This is a genomic window from Pradoshia sp. (assembly GCF_051873915.1).
GTDB lineage: Bacteria > Bacillota > Bacilli > Bacillales > Pradoshiaceae > Pradoshia.
The window spans coordinates 18120-44256 of sequence record NZ_JBJEFJ010000112.1 but is presented as its reverse complement, the minus strand read 5'-3'; the positions used below and the strand labels follow the sequence as shown (position 1 = coordinate 44256).

General features: G+C 42.0%; 28 protein-coding genes, 1 tRNA gene, 2 pseudogenes and 1 riboswitch. Of the genes and pseudogenes, 20 read left to right on the top strand and 11 right to left on the bottom strand.

What is annotated here, in order from left to right; all coding sequences use genetic code 11:
- Positions 1-195: 195 nt before the first annotated feature.
- On the bottom strand, positions 196-1020 hold the full coding sequence (locus ACI35L_RS10735) for a phosphatase PAP2 family protein (RefSeq protein WP_439802865.1): 825 nt from the start codon (positions 1018-1020) through the stop codon (positions 196-198).
- A gap of 146 nt (positions 1021-1166) precedes the next feature.
- Between ACI35L_RS10735 and ACI35L_RS10730 the strand changes: the two genes are divergently transcribed.
- The 6 genes from ACI35L_RS10730 to ACI35L_RS10705 all read left to right on the top strand — a co-directional run bounded on the left by ACI35L_RS10730 (position 1167) and on the right by ACI35L_RS10705 (position 5781).
- Positions 1167-1634: a hypothetical protein gene (locus tag ACI35L_RS10730; RefSeq protein WP_197089921.1), complete on the top strand. Its 468-nt coding sequence runs from the start codon at positions 1167-1169 to the stop codon at positions 1632-1634.
- Positions 1622-1912, top strand: coding sequence for a YxcD family protein (locus tag ACI35L_RS10725; protein ID WP_049670784.1), 291 nt, complete (start codon positions 1622-1624; stop codon positions 1910-1912). The genes ACI35L_RS10730 and ACI35L_RS10725 overlap by 13 nt, the downstream gene beginning before the upstream one ends.
- 300 nt (positions 1913-2212) lie before the next feature.
- Entirely contained in the window at positions 2213-3358 is a 1146-nt protein-coding gene (locus ACI35L_RS10720) for an acyl-CoA dehydrogenase family protein (RefSeq protein ID WP_439802864.1), read from the top strand.
- A gap of 82 nt (positions 3359-3440) precedes the next feature.
- Positions 3441-5057 (top strand): long-chain fatty acid--CoA ligase, encoded by a 1617-nt coding sequence (locus ACI35L_RS10715; RefSeq protein ID WP_439802863.1) that lies wholly within the window; start codon positions 3441-3443, stop codon positions 5055-5057.
- 219 nt (positions 5058-5276) lie between these two features.
- A tRNA-Arg gene (locus ACI35L_RS10710) sits at positions 5277-5350 on the top strand.
- Between the two features lie 164 nt (positions 5351-5514).
- Positions 5515-5781 (top strand): hypothetical protein, encoded by a 267-nt coding sequence (locus tag ACI35L_RS10705; protein WP_049670787.1) that lies wholly within the window; start codon positions 5515-5517, stop codon positions 5779-5781.
- A 60-nt stretch (positions 5782-5841) separates the two neighbouring features.
- On the opposite strand, the gene ACI35L_RS10700 is transcribed toward ACI35L_RS10705, so the two are convergent.
- The 3 genes and pseudogenes from ACI35L_RS10700 to ACI35L_RS10690 form a co-directional block, all read right to left on the bottom strand.
- Positions 5842-6690 (bottom strand): ComEC/Rec2 family competence protein, encoded by an 849-nt coding sequence (locus tag ACI35L_RS10700; RefSeq protein ID WP_049670789.1) that lies wholly within the window; start codon positions 6688-6690, stop codon positions 5842-5844.
- Between the two features lie 175 nt (positions 6691-6865).
- Positions 6866-7234 (bottom strand): glucose starvation-inducible protein GsiB, encoded by a 369-nt coding sequence (gene gsiB / locus ACI35L_RS10695; RefSeq protein ID WP_049670790.1) that lies wholly within the window; start codon positions 7232-7234, stop codon positions 6866-6868.
- A 61-nt stretch (positions 7235-7295) separates the two neighbouring features.
- Positions 7296-7481: pseudogene (locus ACI35L_RS10690) on the bottom strand (KGG domain-containing protein); the annotation flags it as partial.
- Positions 7482-7724: 243 nt separating this feature from the next.
- On the opposite strand from ACI35L_RS10690, the gene ACI35L_RS10685 reads away from it, so the two are divergent.
- The 4 genes from ACI35L_RS10685 to ACI35L_RS10670 all read left to right on the top strand — a co-directional run bounded on the left by ACI35L_RS10685 (position 7725) and on the right by ACI35L_RS10670 (position 12668).
- On the top strand, positions 7725-8621 hold the full coding sequence (locus ACI35L_RS10685; RefSeq protein WP_049670792.1) for a LysR family transcriptional regulator: 897 nt from the start codon (positions 7725-7727) through the stop codon (positions 8619-8621).
- A gap of 141 nt (positions 8622-8762) precedes the next feature.
- Positions 8763-10925, top strand: coding sequence for a DNA topoisomerase III (locus tag ACI35L_RS10680; protein WP_439802862.1), 2163 nt, complete (start codon positions 8763-8765; stop codon positions 10923-10925).
- A 103-nt stretch (positions 10926-11028) separates the two neighbouring features.
- Positions 11029-11955: a manganese-dependent inorganic pyrophosphatase gene (locus ACI35L_RS10675; RefSeq protein WP_049670794.1), complete on the top strand. Its 927-nt coding sequence runs from the start codon at positions 11029-11031 to the stop codon at positions 11953-11955.
- A gap of 263 nt (positions 11956-12218) precedes the next feature.
- Positions 12219-12668, top strand: coding sequence for a YueI family protein (locus ACI35L_RS10670; protein WP_049670795.1), 450 nt, complete (start codon positions 12219-12221; stop codon positions 12666-12668).
- A 419-nt stretch (positions 12669-13087) separates the two neighbouring features.
- Here the strand turns inward: ACI35L_RS10670 and ACI35L_RS10665 are convergent.
- The 4 genes and pseudogenes from ACI35L_RS10665 to ACI35L_RS10650 form a co-directional block, all read right to left on the bottom strand.
- A pseudogene (locus ACI35L_RS10665) lies at positions 13088-13189 on the bottom strand (DUF5412 family protein); the annotation flags it as partial.
- On the bottom strand, positions 13177-13317 hold the full coding sequence (locus ACI35L_RS10660; RefSeq protein ID WP_439802867.1) for a DUF5412 family protein: 141 nt from the start codon (positions 13315-13317) through the stop codon (positions 13177-13179). The gene ACI35L_RS10660 and the pseudogene ACI35L_RS10665, both read right to left, overlap by 13 nt.
- Before the next feature lie 47 nt (positions 13318-13364).
- A complete protein-coding gene (locus ACI35L_RS10655; protein WP_439802861.1) occupies positions 13365-13940 on the bottom strand; it encodes an HAAS domain-containing protein in 576 nt (191 codons plus the stop codon).
- A gap of 195 nt (positions 13941-14135) precedes the next feature.
- A complete protein-coding gene (locus tag ACI35L_RS10650; protein ID WP_049670797.1) occupies positions 14136-14459 on the bottom strand; it encodes a PadR family transcriptional regulator in 324 nt (107 codons plus the stop codon).
- Between the two features lie 227 nt (positions 14460-14686).
- On the opposite strand from ACI35L_RS10650, the gene ACI35L_RS10645 reads away from it, so the two are divergent.
- From ACI35L_RS10645 to nrdG, 3 genes are all read left to right on the top strand, one after another.
- A complete protein-coding gene (locus ACI35L_RS10645; RefSeq protein WP_439802860.1) occupies positions 14687-16945 on the top strand; it encodes a DEAD/DEAH box helicase in 2259 nt (752 codons plus the stop codon).
- A 92-nt stretch (positions 16946-17037) separates the two neighbouring features.
- A riboswitch (cobalamin riboswitch) is annotated at positions 17038-17218 on the top strand.
- A gap of 128 nt (positions 17219-17346) precedes the next feature.
- Positions 17347-19233 (top strand): anaerobic ribonucleoside triphosphate reductase, encoded by a 1887-nt coding sequence (locus tag ACI35L_RS10640; RefSeq protein WP_439802859.1) that lies wholly within the window; start codon positions 17347-17349, stop codon positions 19231-19233.
- Entirely contained in the window at positions 19233-19688 is a 456-nt protein-coding gene (gene nrdG / locus ACI35L_RS10635) for an anaerobic ribonucleoside-triphosphate reductase activating protein (RefSeq protein WP_049672873.1), read from the top strand. Before ACI35L_RS10640 ends, nrdG begins: the two co-directional genes overlap by 1 nt.
- A gap of 53 nt (positions 19689-19741) precedes the next feature.
- Here nrdG and ACI35L_RS10630 read toward each other — a convergent pair whose 3' ends face one another.
- The gene (locus tag ACI35L_RS10630) at positions 19742-19894 is read right to left on the bottom strand and encodes a YpzG family protein (protein WP_082197098.1); all 153 of its coding nucleotides are present in this window, start codon (positions 19892-19894) and stop codon (positions 19742-19744) included.
- Positions 19895-20206: 312 nt separating this feature from the next.
- Between ACI35L_RS10630 and ACI35L_RS10625 the strand changes: the two genes are divergently transcribed.
- The 5 genes from ACI35L_RS10625 to ACI35L_RS10605 all read left to right on the top strand — a co-directional run bounded on the left by ACI35L_RS10625 (position 20207) and on the right by ACI35L_RS10605 (position 24394).
- Positions 20207-20809 (top strand): DUF6438 domain-containing protein, encoded by a 603-nt coding sequence (locus tag ACI35L_RS10625; protein ID WP_049670799.1) that lies wholly within the window; start codon positions 20207-20209, stop codon positions 20807-20809.
- Positions 20810-20965: 156 nt separating this feature from the next.
- Positions 20966-22063: a branched-chain amino acid aminotransferase gene (locus ACI35L_RS10620; protein ID WP_049670800.1), complete on the top strand. Its 1098-nt coding sequence runs from the start codon at positions 20966-20968 to the stop codon at positions 22061-22063.
- A gap of 126 nt (positions 22064-22189) precedes the next feature.
- Positions 22190-22651: a MarR family winged helix-turn-helix transcriptional regulator gene (locus ACI35L_RS10615; RefSeq protein WP_049670801.1), complete on the top strand. Its 462-nt coding sequence runs from the start codon at positions 22190-22192 to the stop codon at positions 22649-22651.
- Between the two features lie 40 nt (positions 22652-22691).
- Positions 22692-23558 (top strand): YitT family protein, encoded by an 867-nt coding sequence (locus ACI35L_RS10610; protein WP_049670802.1) that lies wholly within the window; start codon positions 22692-22694, stop codon positions 23556-23558.
- Positions 23559-23683: 125 nt separating this feature from the next.
- Positions 23684-24394: a gamma-glutamyl-gamma-aminobutyrate hydrolase family protein gene (locus ACI35L_RS10605; RefSeq protein WP_049670803.1), complete on the top strand. Its 711-nt coding sequence runs from the start codon at positions 23684-23686 to the stop codon at positions 24392-24394.
- A gap of 47 nt (positions 24395-24441) precedes the next feature.
- Here ACI35L_RS10605 and ACI35L_RS10600 read toward each other — a convergent pair whose 3' ends face one another.
- A complete protein-coding gene (locus ACI35L_RS10600; RefSeq protein WP_049670804.1) occupies positions 24442-24930 on the bottom strand; it encodes an NUDIX hydrolase in 489 nt (162 codons plus the stop codon).
- A 117-nt stretch (positions 24931-25047) separates the two neighbouring features.
- Here ACI35L_RS10600 and ACI35L_RS10595 point away from each other — a divergent pair, with 117 nt between their 5' ends.
- Both ACI35L_RS10595 and ACI35L_RS10590 read left to right on the top strand, forming a co-directional pair.
- The gene (locus tag ACI35L_RS10595; RefSeq protein ID WP_049670805.1) at positions 25048-25518 is read left to right on the top strand and encodes an acyl-CoA thioesterase; all 471 of its coding nucleotides are present in this window, start codon (positions 25048-25050) and stop codon (positions 25516-25518) included.
- Positions 25519-25586: 68 nt separating this feature from the next.
- A complete protein-coding gene (locus ACI35L_RS10590; protein ID WP_049670806.1) occupies positions 25587-25871 on the top strand; it encodes a PTS lactose/cellobiose transporter subunit IIA in 285 nt (94 codons plus the stop codon).
- Here ACI35L_RS10590 and ACI35L_RS10585 read toward each other — a convergent pair.
- Positions 25866-26135 carry a small, acid-soluble spore protein, alpha/beta type gene (locus ACI35L_RS10585; RefSeq protein ID WP_049670807.1) on the bottom strand — a complete coding sequence of 90 codons (270 nt, stop codon included), beginning with the start codon at positions 26133-26135 and terminating at the stop codon, positions 25866-25868. The genes ACI35L_RS10590 and ACI35L_RS10585 overlap by 6 nt on opposite strands.
- Positions 26136-26137 lie beyond the last annotated feature (2 nt).

The window sequence follows — 26137 nt, the reverse complement described above, 5'->3', positions numbered from 1 at the left end:
TGGGCAGTAAAATCATGTCCGCACACATCCAAGGAGGGCGCGGAAACAGAAAAGCCTACGCCCTAACCAAGTATCAAGCCATATTTATGCTGCCTCTATGATGGGCATCATCCGATGGTGGCTGGCTGAAGGGCAGGAGTATGGTTCTCATCAGATTGCTGCCCAAACCCGCCTGCTTCATAAAAGATAGCATACTTATTCAAGAGGGGACTGGACACTATTCAAAAGGGCTATCTTCCTAGCCTCTAGCAGAGTATACCTTTCTGTTATAAGGGAAGCAGCCCACACCGCAGTCACGGCAAGCGCGATGCCTGCTGCCATATCACTCAGCCAGTGAATACCGAGATAGATCGTCGAAAACATGATGATTGGCACGCTGACATAAAACAGCGACTTAAAGACTCTGCTTGATGAGCGCGAACTGAGGAGCAATAATGTCAGCGAAATAGAGTTATGCAGGCTTGGAAAACAATTATTCAGTCCGGAAATATTACGATATTGCGATTCGAATTCCGTATAGACGGAAGGAATTAAAAAGTCAATTTGCGGATGAATATACCACGCTTCATTTACAGGGAAAAATAAATAAAAGGGGATGGCAATGATATAATTCAGCCCAATCGCATAAATAAATGTATAAAACAATTTCAAATCCTCCTTGAGGAGGTAGGAAACAAGAGAGACGGCAATCAAGGTGACGAACATAATGATGTAGAAAAAGGTCGTTATCTCTGTTAAAAGAGGATGGCGCAGGGCATCCTGAATATTTGCTAGAATGGAAGCTTCATAGGTATAAAACAGGGCGGCGTAATCCTGCTGATTGGTGAATGTACTTTCATACCGCAGTTCAAGCTTATTGATGAACAGAATCAAAGCAAGGAGGCCAAGATGCCAAACCACCTGCTTTCGATGGAGAAGAATGGAGAAAACACGAAAAGGATTTTTCTGGTTAACAAAATAGACGATCATAATCGTCAAGAGAGTGATTGTAAGGGCAATGGTCTCCATGGATGTATACATAGGAGCAGCCTCCTCTTAGGAATTATTGGATGAAAAAATAGAAAACAAATTTGCTATTTTATTGAAACCTTTGCAGGAATCAATCGTACATAGTATAGTAACAGGAAAAGAATCACCTATTTCAAACCATTACAGGGGGAATTATTTTGCGTAAAAAGAGTTTAGCAACAAAAATATTAGCATCCTTTATGCTGCTGACATTTGTGTTTGCTCCGATTGCGGAGAGCACATTCGTTAACACTTCACACGAGGTCAGTGCAAAATCTTACCGCTCAGGTAAAAAATCCTTCAACTCAAATTCAGGTTCAAATACAAATAATTCTAGCATTTTTAACCAGAAGAAATCTACAACAAGCAATGCAAAAACAACAAAAACAAACTCCTTCAACAAAGGAAGCTTTGCAAAAAGCATGCTGCTAGGCGGAGTTGCAGGTTTGCTCTTCGGAAGCTTGCTGGCGAATATGGGCATGATGGGCTCCGTGTTAGGCTTATTGGTCAATGTATTGGTGATTATCTTAATTATCGGCTTGATCAAGAGAATTTTCTTCTCTCGCAATAACAATAATAATCATAACCGTCCGCGAAAAGAGGTTAATGGGCCATGGGACCGCTAAAGCTATCGGAACAAGAGATCATTAATTCCCTTTGCTTATATATGGCTGCAAAGAGGCAGGTCAGTCCCGAGAATGTGGAAATCGAATTAATGTATGATGATGATTATGGGTTTTCCGCTGAATCACATGTCAATGGGCGCTCACAAATCTTGATTACGGCTAATATCATTGAAGCACTGCGCTTTTACATTGAACATCAGTTAAATATGGATCCCTTTGCGGCAGCCATTGAGCTTGAGTTGGATGACGATGAAGGAATCATCGCCAACGTGCGATAAATGAGGATAAAGAGGCATGGGAATCTGCCTCTTTTTTCTTTGGAAAAATGAATGAAAGGTTGCGGAAGAAGTGGAATTTGTCATGAATGTCCTGACTGTTATTGGAGTAATCATCCTCGTTGCTATAGGTGCGCTTCTTAAGACGTTCAAGGATCACAATCGAAGGAAATAAACACTTACATTAAATAGAAGTTTATGCTAATTTTTTACAGAATATTCTTGAACTTTATCACCCTAAAAGATTAATATATACGTATACTATAAAAATAAAGCGTTTACATACTTAGGGGAGTGTGACAGATGAAACATCCGTACATACAGGAGGAGCATGTGATCTTTCGCAAGGCTTTCCGAAAATTCCTTGAAAAAGAAGCGTATCCTTTCTATGAGAAGTGGGAGGAGGACCGAATCATCCCGCGTACTTTCTGGGATAAGCTTGGCCAATCTGGTTATCTATGCCCAGACCTGCCGGAGGAATATGGCGGACTTGGCGTGGACTGGGGGATTTCGGTCATTATCAATGAAGAGCTGGAAAGGGTTGGTTCAGGTACAGTTGGAATCTCACTGCATAACGATATTGTCGTACCATACATAACGGCCTATGGAACACACGAACAGAAGAAGCGTTGGCTGCCTAAATGTGCCAGCGGGGAATCGATTAGCGCGATTGCGATGACAGAGCCAGGCGCCGGCTCCGATCTCGCCTCCATTGCCACGACGGCCGAGGACCGCGGGGACCATTATTTGGTCAATGGACAAAAAACCTTCATCACAAATGGCATCCAAGCAGATTTAATTATCATTGCTTGTAAAACGGATGTGCATGCGACGCCAAAGCATAAAGGAATCAGCCTGCTCGTCATTGAACGCGGCATGCCTGGCTTCTCAAGAGGCCGAAAGCTGAACAAGGTGGGGCTTCACTGTCAGGACACGGCTGAATTGATTTTTGAAGATTGTATCGTGCCAAAGGAAAATCTGCTTGGCCAAGAGGGGAGCGGCTTCCTGTACATGATGGATAAGCTTCAGCAGGAGCGCCTTGTCGTGGCAATCGCAGCCCAAGTGGCAGCAGAAGATATGTTTGCCATGACCATGGATTATGTCAAATCCAGACGAGCGTTCGGAAAAGCAATCGGTGACTTTCAGAACACGAAATTCAAGCTGGCTGAAATGGCTACCGAGATTGAAATGGGACGCACCTTCCTTGACCAGCTGATTTCCAGTCATATGGCAGGTAAGGATGTCGTTACAAAGGTATCAATGGCCAAATGGAAATTGACAGACATGGCCAAGCGCATATCGGCTGAGTGCATGCAGTTATTCGGAGGCTACGGCTATATGGAGGAATACAAGATTGCCAGACGATTCCGTGATACACCTGTCGCAAGCATCTATGCCGGTACCAATGAAATTATGAAAACCATTATTGCGAAAAATTTAGGGCTATAAAGAAGACTCTTTTGCACAGATGAACAGTCACCTTTAGAAACTTTTGCACCGCAAAAAAACTTTGATAAAGGGGTAACTGATTATGATGAACGTACCATTGACTGTCCAATCTTTACTGGAGAGGGCTGAACAATTTTTCCCTAAGAAAGAAGTCATCTCACGAACGCATTCGAGGGTTCAACGATTAACCTATAAGGAAATTGGCGAGAGAACAAGAAGACTGGCCGGAGCATTGATTGATTTGGGCGTCCAAAGGGGCGGGAGAGTTGGAACGCTTGCATGGAATCATCATCGGCATTTGGAAGCGTATTTTGCGGCTCCAGGGATAGGCGCCATCAACCATACAATTAATATCCGTCTCTCAAAGGAGCATATTTCCTATATTATCAATCATGCCGAGGATGATGTGCTGCTCTTTGATGAGGATCTATTGCCAGTTGTATCAGAGATTGCGCATGAACTGACGTCTGTCAAAGCCTTTATCATGATGACAGATGAGCAATCCTTGCCAGAGGTCAGCTTTTCACCGCTATATTCATATGAAGAGTTATTGAAAAAGGGCAATCCAAAAACGCCTTTCGCCAAAGACATCGATGAAAACGAAACGGCAGGGATGTGCTATACATCTGCCACGACAGGAAATCCAAAAGGAGTGGAATACAGCCATAGAGGTCTTGTCCTCCATAGCTTTGCCCTTGGGCTTGCTGATACAGTGGGTGTCTCCGAGAGGGATGTCATTATGCCTGTTGTTCCTATGTTTCATGTCAATGCCTGGGGTCTTCCTTTTGCAGCTACTTGGTTTGGCGCGACACAAGTACTTCCAGGGCCGCAATTTAACTCAACACTAATTGCTGAATTCATCGACGAATACCGAGTAACCAAAACAGCTGGTGTGCCGACAATCTGGCTTGGACTATTACAAGAGCTTGAAACAGGCAAATATGATACAAGCTCATTAGTCACCATCCTATGTGGAGGGTCGGCCGCTCCAAGATCCTTAATCCAAACCTATGAATATACGTACAAGATTCCGTTCAGGCATCTATATGGAATGACGGAAACGACGCCGCTCGTTCTGTTATCCAATCTAAAAAGCTATCAAACCGATCTCTCTGAAGACGAAATTCTCGACATTCGCGCTAAGCAAGGATTAATTGTACCTGGGCTGGAAATGAAAATCGTCGGCTCAGAGGGAGAAGTGGAATGGAATGGCCGTGATATGGGCGAATTAATGCTAAGGGGAAATTGGATTACAGATTCTTATTATAAAGACGAACGGACAAATGATGCTTTCAAGGATGGATGGCTGCTGACAGGGGATATCGCGACCATTGATGAAGAAGGGAATGTCAAATTGGTTGACCGCACGAAGGATCTCATTAAAAGCGGTGGAGAATGGATATCCTCCGTTGACTTGGAGAATGCGCTCATGGCGCATGAAGCAGTCTTTGAAGCAAGTGTTGTAGCTGTGCCGCATGTCCAATGGCAGGAACGGCCCATCGGATGTGTCGTATTAAAGCCTGAATATAAAGGCAAAGTCACAGCCGAAGAAATCAAAGAATTCATCGCTCCTCAATTTGCAAAATGGTGGCTTCCAGATGAAATCTTGTTCTTAGATGAGATTCCGAAGACCTCAGTCGGAAAGTTCTTAAAGCTGAAGCTGAGGGATATCGTGCAGGAGCAGCTGCAGATGAGATAAGCAATAGAGGTAAAGGGAGGAGGCTGTCATGATTGTGGCAGCTTCTTTATATACTGAAGGCTATTATAGCAAGAGAGTCCTTCTGATTTAAGTAAGTTGGCGAACAGTCGCATAACAGGGGTTTATTAGAGGGCTCTATCAAATGCAGCACACATGGAAAAATCTTGACTTGACCAATTTCGCCAATCCTTTTATAATAATTAAGTGTCATACATAACTGTCCCAGTAGCTCAGCAGGATAGAGCAACAGTTTCCTAAACTGTAGGTCGGAGGTTCGAATCCTCTCTGGGACGTAAATGCAGAAACGCTGATCGAACGATATCCATAGCGATGGATATGGGAGTATCGGCGTTTTTTATTGTATTCTATCAGCTTGGAAAATGGTGGTGTTTCTCTGAAGCTTCTTTAATGGAGAAAAAGGGATTTAGTATAATACCAAGTAGAAGGGTGTGATTATATGGACAGCAAGAAGAAAATGGTGGAACTTGAGATTGATGAGGAATTAATTGCTTCAATTAAAAAAATGCAAGATTTGTTGTGCAAACGGCTAGATGTTGAACTCCCTTCTCAATATGAAAATCTCCAAACCATTATCGACCAAAGCTTGTTAGTCTATTTTGATCGAATGGATTGGTATTATCGGCTCGAAGGCCGAGAGTGGGATACATTTTATGAAAACCACCAAGGTGCCACGAATATTCCCAGCCGAATAGAAGAATCATGATAGATAAGTAACAGGTTTTTATAATAAAAGAGTCCCTGCAGATGAGGGACTCTTGTTTTATTATTTCACTGTTTTGACCGTAAGTTTTTTACCTGTTGAGGTGAAGATGATATTTTTGCTTTTATCTGTACGATAAACGGTGATTTTACGTGCTTTCAATCGGTTTAAGACATCGCTTGTTGGATGGCCATAACCGTTTTTGCCGACACTGATCACAGCATATTTTGGACTAACCTTCTTAAGGAAGTTCGTGCTTGTTGTATTTTTCGCTCCATGGTGGCCGACCTTCAATACATCGACTTTTGAGAGGAGTTTTTTGCTGATCATGTCATTCTCTGCTTTTGTTTCGGCATCCCCCATGAACAAGAATTTCTTCTGGTTATGTTTTAACAGGAGGACAGCACTCCAATTGTTTAAGTCTGTTTTACTGTAAGTTTTCACTGGGGCAAGGAAAGTCAATGTGACAGCACTTGTTCCCGTTGCGATTTTGACACCTTGTTTTGCTGTTTTGATGGACAGTTTTTTGCCCTTCACAGCAGTTAAGAATTCTTTGTAGGTTTGAGAGGTGTGTGAAACTTTAGGTGCGTAGACTGCACTGACCTTAAATGATTTGATGACGGTAATCAAGCCGCCGATATGGTCGGCATCAGGATGGGTTGCAATGACTGCATCAAGCTTTTTGACACCTTGCTTCTTCAAATAGGCTGTGACCACTTTTCCTTGTCCTTTTTTCCCGCCGTCAATTAGATAATTCTTGCCGTTAGGCGTTTGAATCAAAGTGGAATCACCTTGACCAACATTAATGTAGTGAACCTTTAGGTTTGATGCCGCTTCAACCGGTGCTGAAAATGGAATGAAGCTGATCAAAAGGATAAGGGCCAAGAAAGACTTTAATATTTTTGAACGCATTACCATAACTCCTTATATGTGTAAATTTACTATTATATATTAGATTCTATTATAAAAAAATACAAGTGTAATTGTATAAGTAATAGTTATTATTTACAGAGTATTCGCAAGAAAAGTGTATATAGAAATAAAAAACTCCTATCCATAGAGGATAGGAGTTGAAGGGATATCCGTATTAATCGTTATCGCGTGCTTCTCCGCCTTTTTTTCCGATTTCACGGTAGAATTCCTTATCATGATTGTCAGAAGTAGCTTCTCCGCCTTTTTTTCCAATCTCTTGATAGAATTCTTTATCATGATTGTCGGAAGTAGCTTCTCCGCCTTTTTGACCGATTTCTTGGTAGAATTCTTTGTCATGGTTGTCGGAAGTAGCTTCTCCGCCTTTTTGGCCGATTTCTTGGTAGAATTCTTTGTCATGGTTGTCAGAAGTAGCTTCTCCGCCTTTTTGACCGATTTCTTGATAGAATTCCTTGTCATGTTTTTTTGAAGTGGCTTCTCCACCTTTACGTCCAGCTTCTTCTCTGCTCATTTTATCGTCTGCCATGTTAATCGCTCCTTTTCAATTGATTTTATCGTTTAATAGTAGTTAGCTTGTTTAAAGATTAGTCGTTATTGCGTGCTTCTCCGCCTTTTTTGCCTATTTCGCGGTAGAATTCCTTATCATGATTGTCAGAAGTGGCTTCTCCGCCCTTTTTCCCAATCTCTTGGTAGAATTCCTTATCATGTTTTTTGGCGGTTGTTTCTCCGCCTTTGCGTCCGGCTTCTTCTCGGGACATTTTGTTATCTGCCATTGTCCATTTCTCCTTTCAATCATTTTGAAGTTTTGATGTTACAGTACTAGATATACCTCTATTTCCAAAGAGGAAACTACATTTCCTTATTTTAACTTTTCTGTAAAGAATGATTTGATTTCTTAATGTTTATATAGTAGAAATCAGGCTTTTAAAAGCGTTTGGGTAGAAATGACTGATTGGATAGATATGGTATAATGAGGATTGAGAGAATGAATACCTTGATAGAAACGAGAGATTAATATGTCGATTCAAAAGTATGCCATTTTTCGAGAAGTAGTAGATACAGGGAGCTTTTCGCTGGCAGGAGAGCGTCTAGGAATCTCCCAATCAGCCGTGAGCCATTCGGTCACGAGCCTGGAAAAGGAATATAAGGTGAAGCTGTTGGCTAGAAGCCGCTCAGGGATACAGTTGACTGATAGCGGGCAGCGGATTTTACAATATATCGAGAAAATTCTATATCTAGAAGAAAAGATGAATCAGGAATTAGCTGAAATAAGGGGACTGGAATTGGGGACTTTGACAATTGGGACTGTCACGCCTCTTACTTCTGAATGGCTTCCTGGCATTATGAAAAGATTTCATGAGCAATTTCCGTCCATCCAGGTGAATATCCGTGAAGGGACAAGTCAGGAAATTGTCGACTGGGTGGAAAATGGAGAAGTGGATATTGGGTTTACTTATTCTTTAAAGGAAAGAGGGAGGATTGACCGGCTGCTGCTCACTCATGAGCCGTTCTATCTGCTTATGCATGAAGAAAAGCAGGGGGACGACTTGTTCCGTTTAATGAAGGAAAGTCCGTTTATCATGCCGACAAGCTATCGGGAAATGATCCTGAAGCAAAAAGCCTTTAAACCAACCGTCCTCCTTGAGCTGTCAGATGAAAGAGCGATTATTGAGCTTGTTCGAAACGGACTTGGAATCAGTATCCTTCCAAGGATGTGCTTGCATAATCTGCCGGAGGAAGTAAACATCATGCTGATTCCCCACGAGCTGATCCAGCTGCCGGTGCATCTTGTCAGTTTATTGTTTTCAGCCATGTCTCCGGCAGCGGAGAAGATGAGTGCTACGATTAGTCTATGGTTGAATGAAAACTATAATATTATTATGTCAACTGAAGAAAAACTCTCCTTCGATTAGGGGAGTTTTTGACATTATTGGAGCTAATATGGGGTATGAAAGCTTGCAAATCCAATGATTTTGTCTATTCATTGTCTCAAAAGTCTTTTCTTGTTTTATAATAGAGACTTAAGAGATTACGCTTCAAGAAGGAGTCTGGTTATGGAATTAATCATCGCGGAGAAACCGGATCAAGGATTGACATTAGCATCGCCATTTACCTTTAAGCGGCATGATGGGTATGTGGAGATCTCGCCTAATGAAGTCTTTCCAAACGGGGCGTTTTGTACATGGGCGATTGGCCATTTGACTGAATTATCGGCACCGGAGACATATAAGCCGGAATGGAAGAAATGGTCCATGGGCTCATTGCCAATCATACCCGAACGATTTACCTACCAAGTGACAAAATCAAAATATAAGCAATTTAATATTGTGAAACAATTATTAAAACGTCCTGAGGTTTCAACCATCATCCATGCGGGTGATGCCGGGCGCGAGGGGGAACTGATCGTTCGTAACATCATTTCCTTAAGCGGTGTAAAGAAACCGATGAAGCGGCTATGGATTTCATCCTTGACGAAAAAGTCTATCGTAGACGGCTTTAAGTCGCTGAAGGACGGACAAGAGACCATCTATTTATTTCATGAGGCCTATACGAGGGCTTGTGCAGACTGGCTTGTCGGCATGAATGCGTCTCGTGCGTATTCCCTGTTGCTGAAGCAAAAAGGGATGAATGATGTTTTCTCAGCCGGTCGTGTACAGACACCGACACTTGCACTGATTGTTAAAAGGGAGCAGGAGATTGAATCCTTTGTATCAAAGCCCTTCTGGGAGGTAATGGCTACCTTTGAGATGGATGGCCATAAATATGAAGGGAAATGGGAAAAGGACGGAGAATCAAGGCTCGACCAGAAGGAAATGGCCGAGAAGATTGCTGCCTTTTGCCAATCGAAAGAAGCCGTTATTAAGGATATGAAAACGGAACGGAAGGAATTTCAACCGCCTTTATTATTCAATCTTTCCTCTTTGCAGGCAACAGCCAATAAAGCCTTTAAGTATTCGCCAAAGAAGACGCTTGATATTCTGCAAAAGCTCTATCAAAAAGGAATCGTCTCCTACCCGCGTAGTGATTCGAACTATGTGACAGAAGGTGAGGCAGAGCTGTTTCCGGATATTTTGGAGAAGCTTGGGCAATTTGAAGACTATAAGAGTCTTATGCCTGTGCCAAATCCGTCCATCATTCATAATAAACGGTTCGTGAATGAGAAGAAGGTTTCAGACCACTATGCCATCATTCCGACAGAGCAGGTCACGAACCCAAGCCGCCTATCTGGTGAGGAGAGGAATATTTATGATCTGATCGTTCGCCGTTTAATTGCCGCACATTATGAATCAGCTGTATTTGATTATACGACCATCACCACACTAGTGGATGGCCGCGCTGAATTCATTTCGAAAGGGAAACAGCAAATACGTGAAGGCTGGCGCCAAGTCGTTTTCTTAGATGATAAGGATGAAGATACCATCCTTCCGAATGTGAAGAAGGATGATACGGGAATCGTCAAGAAAGTTAAGGTGAAGGAAGGAAAAACGCAGCCGCCGAAACGCTATACAGAAGGACAGCTGATCACCCTAATGAAAACAGCCGGTAAACATTTGGACAACGAGGAGCTCGAGAAGGTTCTTATGAAATCAGAGGGACTTGGGACAGAAGCAACAAGAGCCGGAATCATCACAAGCTTGAAGGACCGTAAATATATTGACGTCAAGAAGAATCAGGTTTTTGCAACCGATAAGGGTAAGGTGCTGATCAAGGCAATAGGCGAGGAAATTCTTGCAAGCCCTGAAATGACAGCTAAATGGGAGCAGCGTTTGGCGGAAATCGGAGAAGGAAAGGCCTCGGCTGCCCAATTTATGGAACAGACGAAGAAATTGACTGCGAAAATCATTGAAGATGCCATTAAGGGCTTTGAAACATGGGATTTCTCTGATTACAATGTTGAGAGCATCCAGCGGAAAGGCTCAAAATTTCCGAAACCGAAGAAAATGGGACAATGCCCATTATGCCAAGGGGATGTCGTTGATAAAGGGCAATTCTATGGCTGCTCCAATTATCGGGAGAAGGAATGCAAATTCACCTTTTCGAAGACGATTCTCGGTAAGAAAATCAGTCAAGCCAATATGCAGAAGCTTCTGAAAGAAGGAAGGACAAACCTTATTAAAGGCTTTAGCAAGGGAGAAAATACATTTGATGCCACGCTTGAATGGAAGGATGGCAAAATTAATTTCTTATTTTCGACTGAAAATGTCGGGAAATCTTAAAAAAATTGTCTAATTCAGTTATAATGATAAGTGGTTTACGTTTCAATTCTTTGCTTAAGGCAAAGGATTACATATAACAATGAATAAAGGAGTATGAATGTTGATGGAAAAAGTATTAATCTTTGGACATAAAAATCCTGATACAGATACAATCTGTTCCGCTATCGCTTATGCGGAATTAAAGAAAGCTTTAGGAATGAACGCTGAGCCGGTAAGACTTGGCGCTGTGAACGGGGAAACTCAATTTGCCCTTGACACATTTAAGATTGAAGCTCCTCGTTTAGTCGAGAAGGTTGCTGCTGAAGCTAGCGAGGTAATCCTTGTTGACCATAACGAACGCCAGCAAAGTGCGGATGATATCGAACAGGTACGTGTGCTTGAAGTTATCGACCACCACCGTATCGCTAACTTTGAAACGGCTGACCCACTTTACTATCGTGCTGAGCCGGTTGGCTGTACAGCGACAATCCTGAATAAGCTTTACAAAGAGAACGGGGTAGAAATCAAGAAAGAAATCGCGGGTCTTATGTTATCTGCCATTATCTCTGATTCCTTATTGTTCAAATCTCCAACATGCACAGAGCAAGATGTTCAAGCAGCCAAGGAATTGGCTGAGATTGCTGGCGTGGATGCAGAAGCGTATGGACTCGACATGCTTAAAGCTGGTGCAGACTTAAGCAAGAAAACAATTGAAGAATTGATCTCCCTAGACGCAAAAGAATTCAGCATGGGCACTTCTAAAGTTGAAATCGCGCAAGTAAACGCAGTTGACACAGATGAAGTAATGACAAAGCAGGCTGAACTTGAAGCTGCCATGCAAGCCGTTATCGATGAAAAAGGCTTGGATTTATTCTTGCTTGTCGTTACAAACATCTTAACGAATGATTCTGCAGCCCTTGCTGTAGGCAGCAAATCTGCAGCTGTTGAACAAGCCTTTGGTGTTACATTAACGAATAAAACAGCTATATTAAAAGGTGTCGTTTCCCGTAAGAAACAAGTTGTACCTGCACTAACTGAAGCTTTATCCTAATAACTATTGCTTTACAAAAATAATTATGTTATAGTTATCTTCGCGATGAGCTGAATTGTGTAAGACGAGCACATGCCTTAAATGGCAAGCACAATGTGGAGTGCTGTGACCTCGCCTCAATTTTCGAAAGAAGACACTTGCTATAGGCAGGTGTCTTTTCTTATATAATGAATAAAAAATGACTTTCATCCCACCCTACATAATATGGAACCCAAAAGAACCGATGATACATATGATAAGCAAGAATGAAGGAGGCGAACCGGATGTCGAAAAAAACAGTGGATGATTACCTTCAAGAAGGAATCCATGGGGCAAAGGAAATAAAGCCTGAGGAGCGTAAGGAATTTCTAGGATCCCTACGTGAGCGGGTTGTCGTCGCCTTAGGGCAGAAAATAGTCTTCGAAAACAAGATTCCGCCGGCATTTGAGGAAATACTGAGAAGTCATACAGAGGCTGTGCTTTATTTGAATGGTCATATTAGTTACACATACTTATCGAAATACGTCAAACTGGCTGAATCAGCTAAGGTACAATTCAAAATTGTCATGAACAAGGATTATAACTCACCACATGGCGCTGTGCTCGCTTATGGTCATGCCATCAACAAGGAAGACATCAGTCTCCCTGAGGAGAAAAAGCCAGATACTCAGAAAGAGAAAGAAGAATCTGTTGGAGGTTTTTCATTCTTTAAGAATTTGTTTAAGAAGGACTAGATGTGAGCGGGACCCCCAGTTTTTGCTGGAGGTCTTTTTTCATTTTTTATCAAAGACCTGAGAGTATCGTTTCCTTGAATTCTTTATTGTTTTTGCAAATATTCAGCCTGAAAAACGTTGGTTTTTTCGAAATTAACTCTTTCTGTAGTTAATCCCTTTATTCTTTTTTACGTATATAATCCTTGATATTGACTTTAAGGGCGATTAAAGAGAGTTTATGGGCGAAACTCAATGCTTTAAGGGCGAAGTGCTCAGGTTTAAGAGCGAAAACGCCGCATTTAAGGGCGAACGGCAATGTTTAAGGGCGAAAAAGCAAATAGCAGCCGCTCTATGAGAAACAATCTCTTATATGCAAACTTGCACTTGTTTGTTAGCCCCTATGTAAAAAAGCTAACCAGTCAGCTCCTAAATAATAAGCCTTACTGGTCAGCATTTTTTTGATGCCGATATTCAAAGGTAGCGTTTGGCACCTTCAGCATGTGTCCATTAATGATGATCGTCTCATTATCTACCCATTCATTCTCAGCGCTTTTAGTTCAATTGTTGCGGTTTGATCATCCTTCTTGTGGGTGATTAACCCACCCCGTATCGCATAGGAGGATGTGGCCCCGCCATTTACTAAATAAGCTCTGACGGTATTGGTCCCGATAGGAGATAACAGGTATCATCACTACATTCATCACAAGATGTCATCGATCAAACACTTGCTTTTCCTTTCTCCCGTTTCAATATTATAAGCAAATAGACCCCAATGATGCTGTAGGTTGCGGTCATACTGATGACGATTTGAGTTATTTCATCTAATGATGTTTGGGACAGGGCAAGCTCCGGCAGATATAAGGCAAGAAGGGTGACTGGAAGAATAAAGGTCTTTGCCCAGACTGAGAAGAAGATAATAAACCCGAGGAATAGCAGGCCAATCAGGATACTCCCAATAGTTCCGAAGTGAATGACAGGAGATGGATAAAGTAAATCAATGAGTAAAACCCCGCCGATGAATAAGAAATTTAACGTACATGGCAATAAAATCACCAAAAATTCCTTCCACTTTGATAGCTGGCGGCTGGCCGTATAGCGGAAGGCTGCCATCACACCTGCAAAGAAAAGCAGAATGCAAATCATGGTGCCGATGATTGTCAGAAGACCATAGCTTAATGGGCCATTTATCAGGTCTTTAAATACGAGGTAGGACATTCCTCCGATAATAACCAATGGTATGAATTTCATCCAATCCTTATAATCCGTTTTCATTTCCGCCGAAATGCTTTGCATATACTCTCTTGGTGATGAACCGATGATTTGTTCAGTGGATTTGCCGTTTGATTCAGCTTCATATAAATGATCGGCTAGGTCACGGATGATGTCATCAATCTCTTCATTCTTTTTTCCGCTTGAAAACAGATAGATTTTTAAATCCTCGAGAAATTTAGTGCTTTCTTTTCATGGAGAGCTTTTCTTCCATATTGATTACCTATCCTTTCTGATAATAGCATTCACGCTTTTTTCCAGCTGTGCCCATCTTGATAGAAACTCCTCTAACGCTATTTCACCCACGCTCGTTAAGGAATAATATTTCCGCTTCGGTCCAGCAATTGACTCCTTGCGTACCGAAGTGATCAATCCTTCCCTTTGCATTCTCAGCAAGAGGGGGTAAATGGTTCCTTCACTAATGCTGTCAAAGCCGTAGCGGCTTAATTGCTCGGCAATCTCATAACCATAGCATTCCTTCTCCTTTATCATGGCAAGGAGGCAGCCATCCAATATCCCTTTCATCATTTGGGTCTGGGACATTTGTTATCACTCCGATTCTAATCCTTTTAAACAGGTAGCAGGATTATTTATCTTGTATTACAAGGTATAAGATAAGTATAGGATTGTATATCTTGTAAAGCAAGGTATTTTTTTACTTATTTTTAACGATTGAACTGCCCAATTTTGCCTTGTTCCCAGAACATATATTTGTATGGTATAGTAATCGAATTGAGAACAAAATTGATGCGGATAAGAGGATAGGACTAGTGATTACTTCAACTTCTATTTCAACGAAAGAATATATTACCCAATGGCAGGAAGCCCTGTCACAGGAGATAGGCCATTTAAAAAAATATGGCAGCCATAAATATGTACTTATGAATGGGAATCAGATTCAATCAGGCGACACATATACGTATTATTTTGAGACGATGTCACCACTGAAGATTCCCATTGGCACAGTTGCCCGGCTCGAGCGGGATGGGAGCAAATACGATGCTCGTGTGCTGTCGGCTGAGGGAAATACTCTATTAGTTTCTTTGGATCAATCCATTGGGGATCTAATTGATGAGGCCTTTATTTCCCATGATCCATGGGAGCTTTTAGAGCAATTGATTGAACGGTTAGATGATATTAAGAAGAGTAAACGGAAGCGCAGCCGAGTCAAGAGGCTGATGAATCCCGATTTTCCGGATAAGAGGACGCGCACTGATAGCAAAACGGCTGTGCAGGAGCTGTTTCAGCGTTCGAAATACAATCCGGTAACCTTTGTCTGGGGACCGCCGGGAACAGGGAAGACATATACGCTGGCAAGAACAGCTGCAAATAAATATTTTAAGGATAAGAGAGTATTGGTGCTTTCGCACAGTAACCAAGCAGTAGATGTACTGCTTGGGGAGATGGCTGCCTTCATTAAGAAGGCGGATAAGTTTCGTACTGGCGATCTATTGCGCTACGGAAACCAGGCAGGTGACGGGTTATTGATGCATGGAGACATTCTGCCGTCACAATTGCTTGCTGACCAGGATGCAGGTTTGCTGTCTGATAAAGATCGGATTACCGAGGAGAAGCGTCTCTTGAAGAAGGATCTCTCCCAATCGTTCAGTGTCAGGGACTCACAACAGCTTCTAGAGCTTGAACAGAAGCTTGGGCGTATTCTTGACAGAATTCGTAAGCAGGAGATGAAGCTCGTCAAGGAGGCTTCCATTATCGGAACAACGCTTGCAAAGGCGGCCAATGATCCTGTCATATTTGAGCAGGAATATGACCTTGTCATTGTAGATGAGGCGAGCATGGCGTTTATCCCGCAGATTGCCTTTGCCGTAAGTATGGCAAAAAGAGCGATTGTTTGCGGAGATTTCAAACAGCTGCCGCCGATTGCAGCATCAAGGGGGCAGCTTGTTGATACATGGCTGCGGGAGGATATATTCCACCGTGCTGGTGTCGCTGATATTGCGAGCGGCGGCGTATTGCATCCACATCTATTCCTCTTGAAGGAACAAAGAAGGATGCATCCGGATATATCTGCTTTTACGAATCAATATTTATATAATTCCCTTGTCGGAGATCATCCAAGCGTGCAGAAGAGCCGGGAAGAGATTGTGGCCCGGGCGCCGTTCGAACAAGCGGCTTCCATTCTGTTAGATGCGAGCTTTACTGGTGAGCATTGTTTTAGCGGGGGCACCTCAGGGTCAAGGATGAATATCATGCATGCCCTGCTTTCTCTGCAGCTGCTTCATGAAGCCTACCAGGGCGGAAGCAAATCAATCGGGTATGTGACACCATACAGGGCTCAAGCCATCTTGATGGAGAAGCTTCTTCAAGACTTTTATCCGGAGCAGTATGGGGCAGGTGCGTTTATGGCCGCAACTGTGCATCGTTTCCAGGGGAGCGAGAGGGAACTGATGATCTTTGATACGGTCGACTCGTATCCAGAGAGAAGAGCTGGTATGCTCTTAACGGGTAAAGAGAGTGAGCGTCTATTGAATGTGGCAATCACAAGGACAAAAGGCAAGCTTATTCATGTCAGTGATGTGAATTTCTTGAAGAATACGATTCCGAGATATAAAACCTTGCATCAATTCATTGATTTCCAGCTTCAGCACAATAAGACGGTCGGGATGGACCAAATTGGAAAATGGATCAAGCATCCTCATCCAAAGCTTAAATGGATGTATGCCCGCAAACTAGATGATGTGCTGAATGATGTAAAAGAGGCTCAGAGTCAAATTATTCTATCGCTTCCTAATCGCTGTATTTTATCGAAGGAGCTTGCACAAGCACTGACCACAAGACCAGCTCGTGCGAAATTAGCTCTCTATTCAAAAGAGGAGCATCCTTATTTAGACCCGGATCTTCATATACAGGAGGGACCTCCATTCAGCATGATCTGTATTGATCGCCGTTTCTTATGGCTGGGCATCCCGATTGAAGCGAATAGAAATGTTGATCCGCCTTATGTAGCGGTCAGACTCGACTCGGAGGAAACCATCAACTATATCCTGCAACAATTACCACGTGGTTAGGAAAAATATGTCCTTTGCTATTTTCTTTAGATAGTTATATAATCTTATATACAAGATATAGTTTGTGAATAAAAACACAAATACAAGATATTGATTAAAGTGCAGTTAAGGCGCCATTTATGGCTTAATAGGGAATTCGGTTAAAATCCGGAACTGTACCCGCAACTGTGAATGCTGATGAAATAAGTAATCCACTGTGAAGAGACTTCATGGGAAGGGCTTAGAGTAAAGGGAAGCATGAGTCAGGAGACCTGCCTTATCGAGCAATCGTTTTGCCTTTATCGGGAGCAATGAAGGTGGATAGTAGCAGCAAATGAAGAGTATATTCATTTTTATGCAAATCCAATCCCATTGCCTGAAGATAGAGGTGATGGGATTTTTTATTTGGGAGGCGTATTGATATGAGTAAGGTGTGTATAGAAAAAACGTTGGCGGAAACTCAGTCTGTTGAGGAATTATTGAGCTCATTTAATGAAATTGTTCATTTGACGAATCCTGAATTAGTCAATGAGAATGCAAATATGAATGCGTCTACTCCAATGGGGCAGATGGGGAAATTCGCCAGTGAGTCTGCACGCTTTTTTGCGAGAGAAAACCTATTATCTGAGGAAGTAAAAAAGGCAATTGAAGCTAATTTGCTTTATCCGCATGATTTGGATTTTATGCCGACCGGGACAACAACCTGCTGTCAAATTCCGCTTGGACAAATGCTTACGAAGGGATTTGACACCGGTCATGGAAGCATGCGTCCGCCTAAGGATATATCAAGTGCAATGGCGCTGGCCTCTATCATATTGCAAGCAAACCAAAATATGCAGCATGGCGGTCAGTCATTCCCGATGTTTGATGCTGATCTTGCTCCATTTGTCCGTAAAACCTATGAGAAGCATGTAAAGCGCTTAGAAGCCTATCCAAGTGATTGGAGCAAAGAAACGATAGAGCAAATCGCTTGGGAGGAAACGGAGAATACCGTATATCAAGCTTGTGAAGCCTTCGTACATAATTGCAATTCCATGCATTCACGCGGGGGCGGACAGGTGCCGTTTGTGTCTGTGAACTATGGAACAGATACAACGAAAGAAGGGCGGATGCTTATTAAAAATCTTTTGCTGGCAACAAAAGCCGGGCTTGGCAATGGGGAAACACCAATCTTCCCAATTCAAATCTTTAAAGTGAAGGAAGGGGTTAACTTCAATGAGAATGACCCTAACTATGACCTTTACTTATTGGCCCTGGAAACGACTGCTGAACGTTTATTCCCGAATTTCAGCTTCATTGACAGCCCGTTTAATAAGCAATATTATGATGGCACACATGAATCAGAGGTAGCCTATATGGGATGCCGTACAAGGGTGATGGGCAATAGACATGGTGTTGAGAACAGTATTGGGCGTGGCAATCTTTCCTTCACATCCATTAACTTAGTTAAGCTGGCGCTCCTGTCCAATACGCTAGAGGATTTCTATCGTCGACTAGATGACATGTGCGATCTTGCCATAGTTCAGCTTTATGAGCGTTATCTATACCAAGCTGCGAAACAAGTGCGTCACTTCCCATTCCTGTATACACAAGGAGTTTGGAAAGGAGCAGAAGAATTAAACGAGGATGATCAGCTTAAGGAAATCCTGAAACAAGGTTCACTCGCGTTCGGATTCATCGGGCTTGCAGAATGTGTGAAAGCCTTGACTGGTTTCCATCATGGTGAAAGTGAAGAATCCTACGAGCTTGCCCTTGATATTATCCGCTTCATGAGGGAGAAGGCGGATAAGGCAGCAGAGACCTATGATTTGAATTATTCCTTAATTGCAACGCCAGCAGAGGGACTTAGCGGAAAATTCGTGAAGAAAGACCGTCTTGAATTCGGCAGTATAAAAGATATTACAGACCGTGAATATTACACAAATTCATTCCATATTCCAGTCCATTTTCCAATCAAGTCACTCGATAAGATCCGTAAGGAAGCGCCATTCCATGCTTACTGTAATGGCGGACATATCACCTATGTGGAAATTGACGGGGACCCTAAGAATAATTTGAAGGCACTCGACCAAATTATTCGTGCGATGGCTCATTACAAAATCGGTTATGGTTCTATTAACCATCCAGTTGACCGTTGCTTAAAATGCAATTATAAAGGGTATATTCAGGATACTTGCCCTCATTGCGGCAATGAGAACGAAGAGGATATTGAACGGATTAGAAGAATCACCGGTTACTTGGTAGGGGATATGAGTAAATGGAACCCGGCTAAACGTGCAGAAGAAAGAAACAGAGTGAAGCACGGATGATGAAGGTGATGAATATCATCCATGACAGCATTGTGGATGGGGAAGGCTTGAGAACAGTTGTGTTTTTTGCGGGCTGCCTTCATTTCTGTAAGGGATGTCATAATCCCTCAAGCTGGAATCGGGAGAATGGTCGAGACATGACCATTGATGATATCTATGAGGAGGTTATGTCCAATCCTCTGACAGATGTTACATTCTCAGGGGGAGAGCCTTTTATGCAGGCCGATGAACTTCAATATCTGGTCATGAGGCTGAAGGAGTCGGGCAAGAACATTTGGATATACAGCGGCTATACACATGACGAACTCCTCACCCATCCCAATCCTGCCTGCCAGAATGTTCTTAAATATTGTGACGTATTGGTTGACGGCAGGTTTGAACTGGAGAAAAGGGATCCGAAGCTGCTGTTTAGAGGAAGCTCTAATCAGCGAATCATTCATTTGCAGTCTGTCTGATGAAGCGAAAAAGACACCCGTTTTGGGTGTCTTTTTCGTTTTGAAAGCATCCTTTACCAGCGGTGAGCCTTTGCGTTACTTCTCAAAATGATATTGGTCTGAGACATCATCGTATGTCCGTTGACCTGTGACTTTGAGCGCTTCCTTCTTGTCCAGTTATGGTGAAAAAGGGAAGAGTGCGAATCTAATTCGTTTCTGTAACTCAAGTCTAATCACCTCGTCAGTTGGATACGTTCTTGGCTCACACCCCGTATGAGGGAGCAGCCTTTTTTAGTATGTCTCTATATGTCATTGTTCATGCATGGGAATCATACAAAGGTACTGTTTTGGGAAAAAGAGGGATTTTTATGGTGAGAATAGGGAATAAAGTGCTTTAATTAATAGAGAGATTGCCTTATGATAAAACGAAGGAAAAATGTTACAATTATTTTATTGTTGTTACAAAGATATTATTTTGAACAGAAATTTTATTTATAACGAATTATTGGCATGATTCTTTCAAGGAGGCTGCAATTAAGTTGTTTAAAGAGATTTCCATTTCCCGTACTTCATGTATAGGAAACTCCCCGATATATCAATCAACCATTCAATCAGACGGCAGAGTATTTTGGAACGGTGAGAAGAATGTATCTTTTTTAGGAGAACATAAATTTACGATCAGCAGCCCGCGCTTGAAGAAATTAGAGGATTTATTACTATCATTTGATTATAAGAATTTTACTTATCACTCATCGAGGGAAATTATCCCTGATAGTCCTACATGTGTTACACGTGTTGTCTTTAAGCACGGGGAGACAAAAACGGTTGTTCATGATTTGGGTGATGTGGATGGTATGATAGAAAATAAAAAGCATACCTTAAAAAAGCTTGAACGCTTTGAGCGGGATCTTGAGAGAATTGCTGGATTAAAGACCCTAATCAAGCAGCCATTATATTTGTATCATTTCAAGAACAAGCACATGGAGAATGTGGAATATGTATTATCCTCTCCAAGCCAGGAAGAAGCCTTCAAGCTGATTGACGCTACTTATGTTCAATGCAAAAATTGGGAAATAGAAAAACTCGGACGTGATTCTACCCATCATTTGCACCCATATATCGTTATGCAAAAAGATGATTAAGCATACTAATTTTGAAAGAAGGATGAATTTCCAAAAGAGAAATTCATCCTTTTTTATAAAAAAGACCTTTTTCATGTCTTTAGGGCTTGCGGAGCAGGGAATTCAGGAGTACAATTATTTTTATTAACTATTCTGACAATTTGAAGGAGACATCATATGGATACGCAAATCTCAATCATTCATGCAAGAACAAAAAAACAAAAACCTAATCCAGAGGCACTAGGGTTCGGAAGAATCTTCACGGATCACATGTTTATTATGGATTATGATGAAGAACTAGGTGGCTGGCATGATCCGCGCATCATCCCATATCAACCCATCACGCTTGATCCTTCCTGCATGACCTTTCATTATGGCCAAACTGTCTTTGAAGGGTTGAAGGCATATCGGACAAAGAATGGACGAATTCTTTTGTTCAGACCGGAGAAGAATTTTGAGCGGATGAATAAATCAAATGATCGTCTGTGTATCCCATCTATTGATGAGTCCTTTATGCTTGAAGCGCTTCAGACATTGATTGAGGTTGACAGGGATTGGGTTCCAGATGCTGAAGGCACGTCCCTGTACATACGTCCTTTTATTATATCAACAGAGACTTATTTAGGGGTATCCCCATCAAAGCATTACCGCTTCATGATTATTCTTTCTCCGGTTGGTGCTTATTATAAGGACGGCATAAATCCAGTGCGAATCGGCGTTGAAAAGGAATATGTCCGCTCCGTTAAAGGCGGAACAGGTATGGCGAAGACAGGCGGCAACTATTCTGCCTCGTTGAAGGCGCAGGAAGTCGCTGAAGAGCTTGGCTGCTCTCAAGTTCTTTGGCTTGATGGGATTGAGAAGAAATACATTGAGGAAGTCGGCAGTATGAATGTATTCTTCAAGATCAATGGCGAGATAGTGACTCCTGAATTAAATGGCAGCATTCTTGACGGGGTGACGCGTAATTCTATTATCCAGCTTTTGAAGCATTGGGGCATGCCTGTCATAGAGAAAAAAGTTTCCATGGAAGAGCTGATTCAGGCCCATCATGACGGCTTGCTGGAGGAAGCCTTTGGAACAGGCACAGCTGCGGTCGTTTCTCCGATTGGCGAACTGTTATGGGAAGGCGAGCTGCTTGAGATTAACGGAGGCCGGATAGGAGAAGTTTCTCAAAAGCTGTATGATACTTTGACTGGCATTCAAACTGGTAAAGTTGAAGACCCATTCAACTGGGTGATTGAAATTGGGGCGGCTTCTAAGTCACACGCAATCTAATAAGTACACTAGGGAAGAAAGCTTAGCTTTTCTTCCCTATCTTTTCGCCAATTCATTAAATAGTTTAATTATTAACATTATTGATTATTATATGATAAAATATATTTATCCTTTGGGAAAAATTTCATGAATGCGAGGGTCAATGGCTTGAATAATCAAGAGGTTATCCTGAATCAAATGGAAGAATGGCTTATACCGGTTATAAAAGGTTTGATATCTGAGCTGAATGAATTAAGGGAGCTGGGGATTACAGGCTCGCAATTTCACCTCCTAAGTAAGATTCAAAAGGAAAAAGTGACTAATGTGAAGAATTTAGCCGAAGAATTGGATGTGAAATCAAGTGCCATTACAGTGATGCTTGAGAGGCTTGTACAGAATGATCTTGTTTCGAGAGTTCAAGATGAGAAGGATCGCCGTTCAGTATTGGTGAGATTAACTGATGAAGGTGAGGAAGTCTTGAAAAAGGGCAAAATTCATTCGAAAGAGGTCCTGCTGAAATATGCCAGCTTGCTTGATGATGATGAACTAAGGGTTATTTACAGAGTGCTGAGAAAGTTAGCGGTTTATCAAACCGCTGAAAAGAAGTAGAAAGAAATCTATTTATATTATTTAGAAAAGAGGGAGAACCTTGTCCAAAAAACACAAAAGGGCTCCACTGTGGAGGCTGTTATTAAGATTCCTGTTCATAACATTCGGTGCCGTTCTTATGGCGGTATCGCTTGAATATTTCCTCGTTCCAAATAGCGTCGTTGATGGCGGGATAACCGGTATATCCATTATCCTCTCTGAATTGACGAAGGTTCAGCTTGGTATTTTCATCTTCGTGATTAACCTGCCGTTCTTATTTTTAGGGTATAAGCAAATCGGAAAAACATTTGCCTTTTCTACCGCATATGGAATCCTCGTGCTTTCTGTGAGTACGGCTCTTTTCCACCATGCGGAACCTTTTACAGATGAGAAAATCCTCGCTGTTCTATTTGGGGGCTTAATATTAGGTCTTGGCGTCGGGATTGTTATCCGTGCCGGGGGATCACTGGATGGAACTGAGATTGTTGCCATTCTTGTCTCAAAGAAATTGCGTCTGCCAGTCGGACAGATCATTATGTTTATTAACTTCTTTATCTTCCTAATTGCGGGATTTGTGTATGGCTGGGATTCTGCCATGTATTCTATGTTTACCTATTATATAGCCGCAAAGTTAATGGATATTGTTGTGGAGGGCTTGAACGAATCTCGTTCCGTTACCATTATCTCGAAGGAATTTGAAGAGATATCTCAGGCCATTCAGGATCGTCTTGGCAGGTCCACGACCTTTATTTATGCAAAAGGCGGATATTTGCATGAGGATACTCAAATGATTTACTGTGTACTGACAAGATTAGAGTTAACGAAACTGAAGGATATTGTTAATGATATTGATGAAAATGCCTTTATTGCTATTGAAAATGTAACGGATGTGATGGGCGGCAATTTCGAGAAGAAGAATATTCATTAATGTATATGACTATATAGTCTGAAAAAGATTCATAGGAAGGCAGATGCCTTTTTATGAATCTTTTTTCATAGGAAGATTATTTCACCAAAAAAGGGGGAATATCCGATTATTAGGAGGTAATATTGATGAAAGATAAACCTATAATCGGATTAACCAGTAATTTATATGAAATAGAAGGAATTGAAAGCACCATCATTTATTTACAGTATTCAGAGGCTGTGAAAAAGGCCGGAGGAATCCCTATTATCTTTCCACTAGGGAATGAGGAACTGGCCAAGACCTGGATTTCCATGGTCGATGGTGTCTTATTGACGGGCGGTATCGATATTCATCCGAAGTTTTACGGGGAGGAGCCGAGTGAAGATCTTGGCGTGACAGATGAGCGGCTCGATGAATCGGACTTTGCCATCATTAAGGAGGCAAGGAAGCATAAAAAGCCTCTCTTTGGCATTTGCCGAGGATCCCATTTAATCAATGTGGCTTTGGGCGGCACCTTACACCAGCATCTTGATGAAGAGGATCCAATTCGTAATCTCGATCACTTAACAGATGTTGAACGGCCTGTGACCGTCCATGAAGTAACCGTCGAAAAGGATACCCGTTTCTATGATATTTTGAAAAAAGATAAAGCAGAGGTAAACAGCTTCCATCACCAAGGAGTGAAAGAACTTGGCGGTGGGTTGCGATGCGCAGCTAAAGCGGAGGATGGCTTAATTGAGGCATTTGAAGGAAAAGCTGAGCCGATTATCGGCACTCAATTTCATCCAGAGGAACTGAGTGAGCATGATTTCAGTATGGAGAGATTACTGAAATATTTCGTGTCCATGTGTAAATAATAATAGATTTGCACGACAAAGCCGGGAGAGTACTCTGTACTCCCGGCCTATTCGTGCTCATCAAGGCATGTATATTCATAGTCTGTTAATCTTCTTTGACGAATCGTACAGATATGCTTTAGCGGCTTTGACTGATCTAGCAGATTAGGTAAATAGTGAGGAATCATTTCTCCTGTCCCTAAGTTATCAGAGTTTAACAGCCAAGAGATCTTTTTCCAATCGAGAATCCCTTCTGATGTCTTTCTCGGCGTTTCATAGGTAAAGTCATTCGGCATTTCTGCTAAATAAACATATAGCCCTCCATGAACCTCCTTGTCTGAATTCCATGTGACGATACCCTTAAATGCAATTTCATTTGCTGATAAAACAATTCCTGTTTCCTCTTCAACTTCTCTAATCGCACAATCAAGCGGTAGTTCGTTTTCCCTCTTTTTCCCTCCAACCCCGTTCCAAAGACCTTGCACAGGTGCATAATCCCTGTTCAGCATCAAGATTTCGTCCTTCCTTCTCAAGAAACATACTACTTGTTTGTACATGAAATATCCCCTTCGTTTACAAATATACGTATTGATCGGATTGAACTAAATGGAAGTCTCCATGAAAATATAGTAAATTAAAGAGGAAGATATTATCAAACAGGAGACTAGAACTTTATGCATAATGAAGCTAAGAAAGTGAAAGATTCTTTAACGTATTTAACTGATTTGATCCTGCCTGCTGACACGAATCATTATGGGACCGTGTTTGGTGGTAAGGTAATGGCTTATGTCGATAAAATAGCCGGTATTGCGGCGATGAGACATTGCCGGAAGCCCGTTGTAACGGCATCAGGAGATTCGCTTGATTTTCATGCTCCCATTAAGTCAGGAGAAGCCATTAATCTTGAGGCTTTTGTCACATGGGCTCATAAAACATCAATGGTCGTTTATGTGAGGGTGGAAGGAGAGAATTTGATGACAGGAGAGCGCAGACTCACTTCAGAAGCCTATTTAACGATGATTGCAGTCGATGAAGATGGGAGACCATCACCTGTACCAGCTGTCATTCCAGAAACAGATCAGGAAATCAAATTGTATAAACGTGCCGAAGAACGGTATTTTGAACGGAAAAATCAACTAAAATAGACAGGTTTGCTTCTAATATGGGCTCTTTCATCATACATGTTAGTAATGAATGATGAGGGGGATTCGCTATGCAAGGAGAAGAAAAATTGATCAAAGCCTTGTACTTATGCGGGGAAGACTGCAGCAGTACAGCCATAGAAGCATTTGCCGCAGCCAATGCAGGTGAAATAGAGCTTGCCCATAAGAAATTGAAGGAGGCGGATGACTCGTATAATTGTGGACGAGCCATCCAATTATCCATCATCAAGGATACAGATGGAAAGGGATACCGTGAAAAGGTTCTTGCTGAAAATTATTTGCTGCTTGCTATGAACATGAATAATATGGTACGGGAATATGTGAGAAGCCTATGATTTAGGATGCGCCGAATTAGATTTCAACTGCTCCATTGCCAATCTCGTTAATTCCTTCACCATTCCGCCTCCTAAGGCGCCTCCAATCCTGCCGGCATTTTCAGCCGTAATCTTCCCGTTGTAGCCATGTGACAGCGGGATGTTTTTTTCTTTTGCCACTTCATATTTTGCTTGATTAGGATCATCTGTATGGGCAATTTTTGCTTTTAGCCGGTCAAGTGCCTCTCTTGATTCAGGGACCATGATTTTCGTTTTTCTTCCCATTT

What these genes read in the sequence shown, in the direction of transcription:
- ACI35L_RS10725 (WP_049670784.1), top strand. Translation starts at nt 1,622, where the DNA reads ATGGGACCGCTAAAGCTATCGGAACAAGAGATCATTAATTCCCTTTGC.
- nrdG (WP_049672873.1), top strand. Translation starts at nt 19,233, where the DNA reads ATGAAGGTGATGAATATCATCCATGACAGCATTGTGGATGGGGAAGGC.
- ACI35L_RS10615 (WP_049670801.1), top strand. Translation starts at nt 22,190, where the DNA reads ATGAATGCGAGGGTCAATGGCTTGAATAATCAAGAGGTTATCCTGAAT.
- gsiB (WP_049670790.1), bottom strand. Translation starts at nt 7,234, where the DNA reads ATGGCAGACGATAAAATGAGCAGAGAAGAAGCTGGACGTAAAGGTGGA.
- ACI35L_RS10605 (WP_049670803.1), top strand. Translation starts at nt 23,684, where the DNA reads ATGAAAGATAAACCTATAATCGGATTAACCAGTAATTTATATGAAATA.
- ACI35L_RS10675 (WP_049670794.1), top strand. Translation starts at nt 11,029, where the DNA reads ATGGAAAAAGTATTAATCTTTGGACATAAAAATCCTGATACAGATACA.
- ACI35L_RS10705 (WP_049670787.1), top strand. Translation starts at nt 5,515, where the DNA reads ATGGACAGCAAGAAGAAAATGGTGGAACTTGAGATTGATGAGGAATTA.
- ACI35L_RS10735 (WP_439802865.1), bottom strand. Translation starts at nt 1,020, where the DNA reads ATGTATACATCCATGGAGACCATTGCCCTTACAATCACTCTCTTGACG.
- ACI35L_RS10685 (WP_049670792.1), top strand. Translation starts at nt 7,725, where the DNA reads ATGTCGATTCAAAAGTATGCCATTTTTCGAGAAGTAGTAGATACAGGG.
- ACI35L_RS10680 (WP_439802862.1), top strand. Translation starts at nt 8,763, where the DNA reads ATGGAATTAATCATCGCGGAGAAACCGGATCAAGGATTGACATTAGCA.
- ACI35L_RS10640 (WP_439802859.1), top strand. Translation starts at nt 17,347, where the DNA reads ATGAGTAAGGTGTGTATAGAAAAAACGTTGGCGGAAACTCAGTCTGTT.
- ACI35L_RS10595 (WP_049670805.1), top strand. Translation starts at nt 25,048, where the DNA reads ATGCATAATGAAGCTAAGAAAGTGAAAGATTCTTTAACGTATTTAACT.
- ACI35L_RS10670 (WP_049670795.1), top strand. Translation starts at nt 12,219, where the DNA reads ATGTCGAAAAAAACAGTGGATGATTACCTTCAAGAAGGAATCCATGGG.
- ACI35L_RS10590 (WP_049670806.1), top strand. Translation starts at nt 25,587, where the DNA reads ATGCAAGGAGAAGAAAAATTGATCAAAGCCTTGTACTTATGCGGGGAA.
- ACI35L_RS10700 (WP_049670789.1), bottom strand. Translation starts at nt 6,690, where the DNA reads ATGCGTTCAAAAATATTAAAGTCTTTCTTGGCCCTTATCCTTTTGATC.
- ACI35L_RS10620 (WP_049670800.1), top strand. Translation starts at nt 20,966, where the DNA reads ATGGATACGCAAATCTCAATCATTCATGCAAGAACAAAAAAACAAAAA.
- ACI35L_RS10715 (WP_439802863.1), top strand. Translation starts at nt 3,441, where the DNA reads ATGATGAACGTACCATTGACTGTCCAATCTTTACTGGAGAGGGCTGAA.
- ACI35L_RS10720 (WP_439802864.1), top strand. Translation starts at nt 2,213, where the DNA reads ATGAAACATCCGTACATACAGGAGGAGCATGTGATCTTTCGCAAGGCT.
- ACI35L_RS10650 (WP_049670797.1), bottom strand. Translation starts at nt 14,459, where the DNA reads ATGTCCCAGACCCAAATGATGAAAGGGATATTGGATGGCTGCCTCCTT.
- ACI35L_RS10600 (WP_049670804.1), bottom strand. Translation starts at nt 24,930, where the DNA reads ATGTACAAACAAGTAGTATGTTTCTTGAGAAGGAAGGACGAAATCTTG.
- ACI35L_RS10655 (WP_439802861.1), bottom strand. Translation starts at nt 13,940, where the DNA reads ATGCAAAGCATTTCGGCGGAAATGAAAACGGATTATAAGGATTGGATG.
- ACI35L_RS10585 (WP_049670807.1), bottom strand. Translation starts at nt 26,135, where the DNA reads ATGGGAAGAAAAACGAAAATCATGGTCCCTGAATCAAGAGAGGCACTT.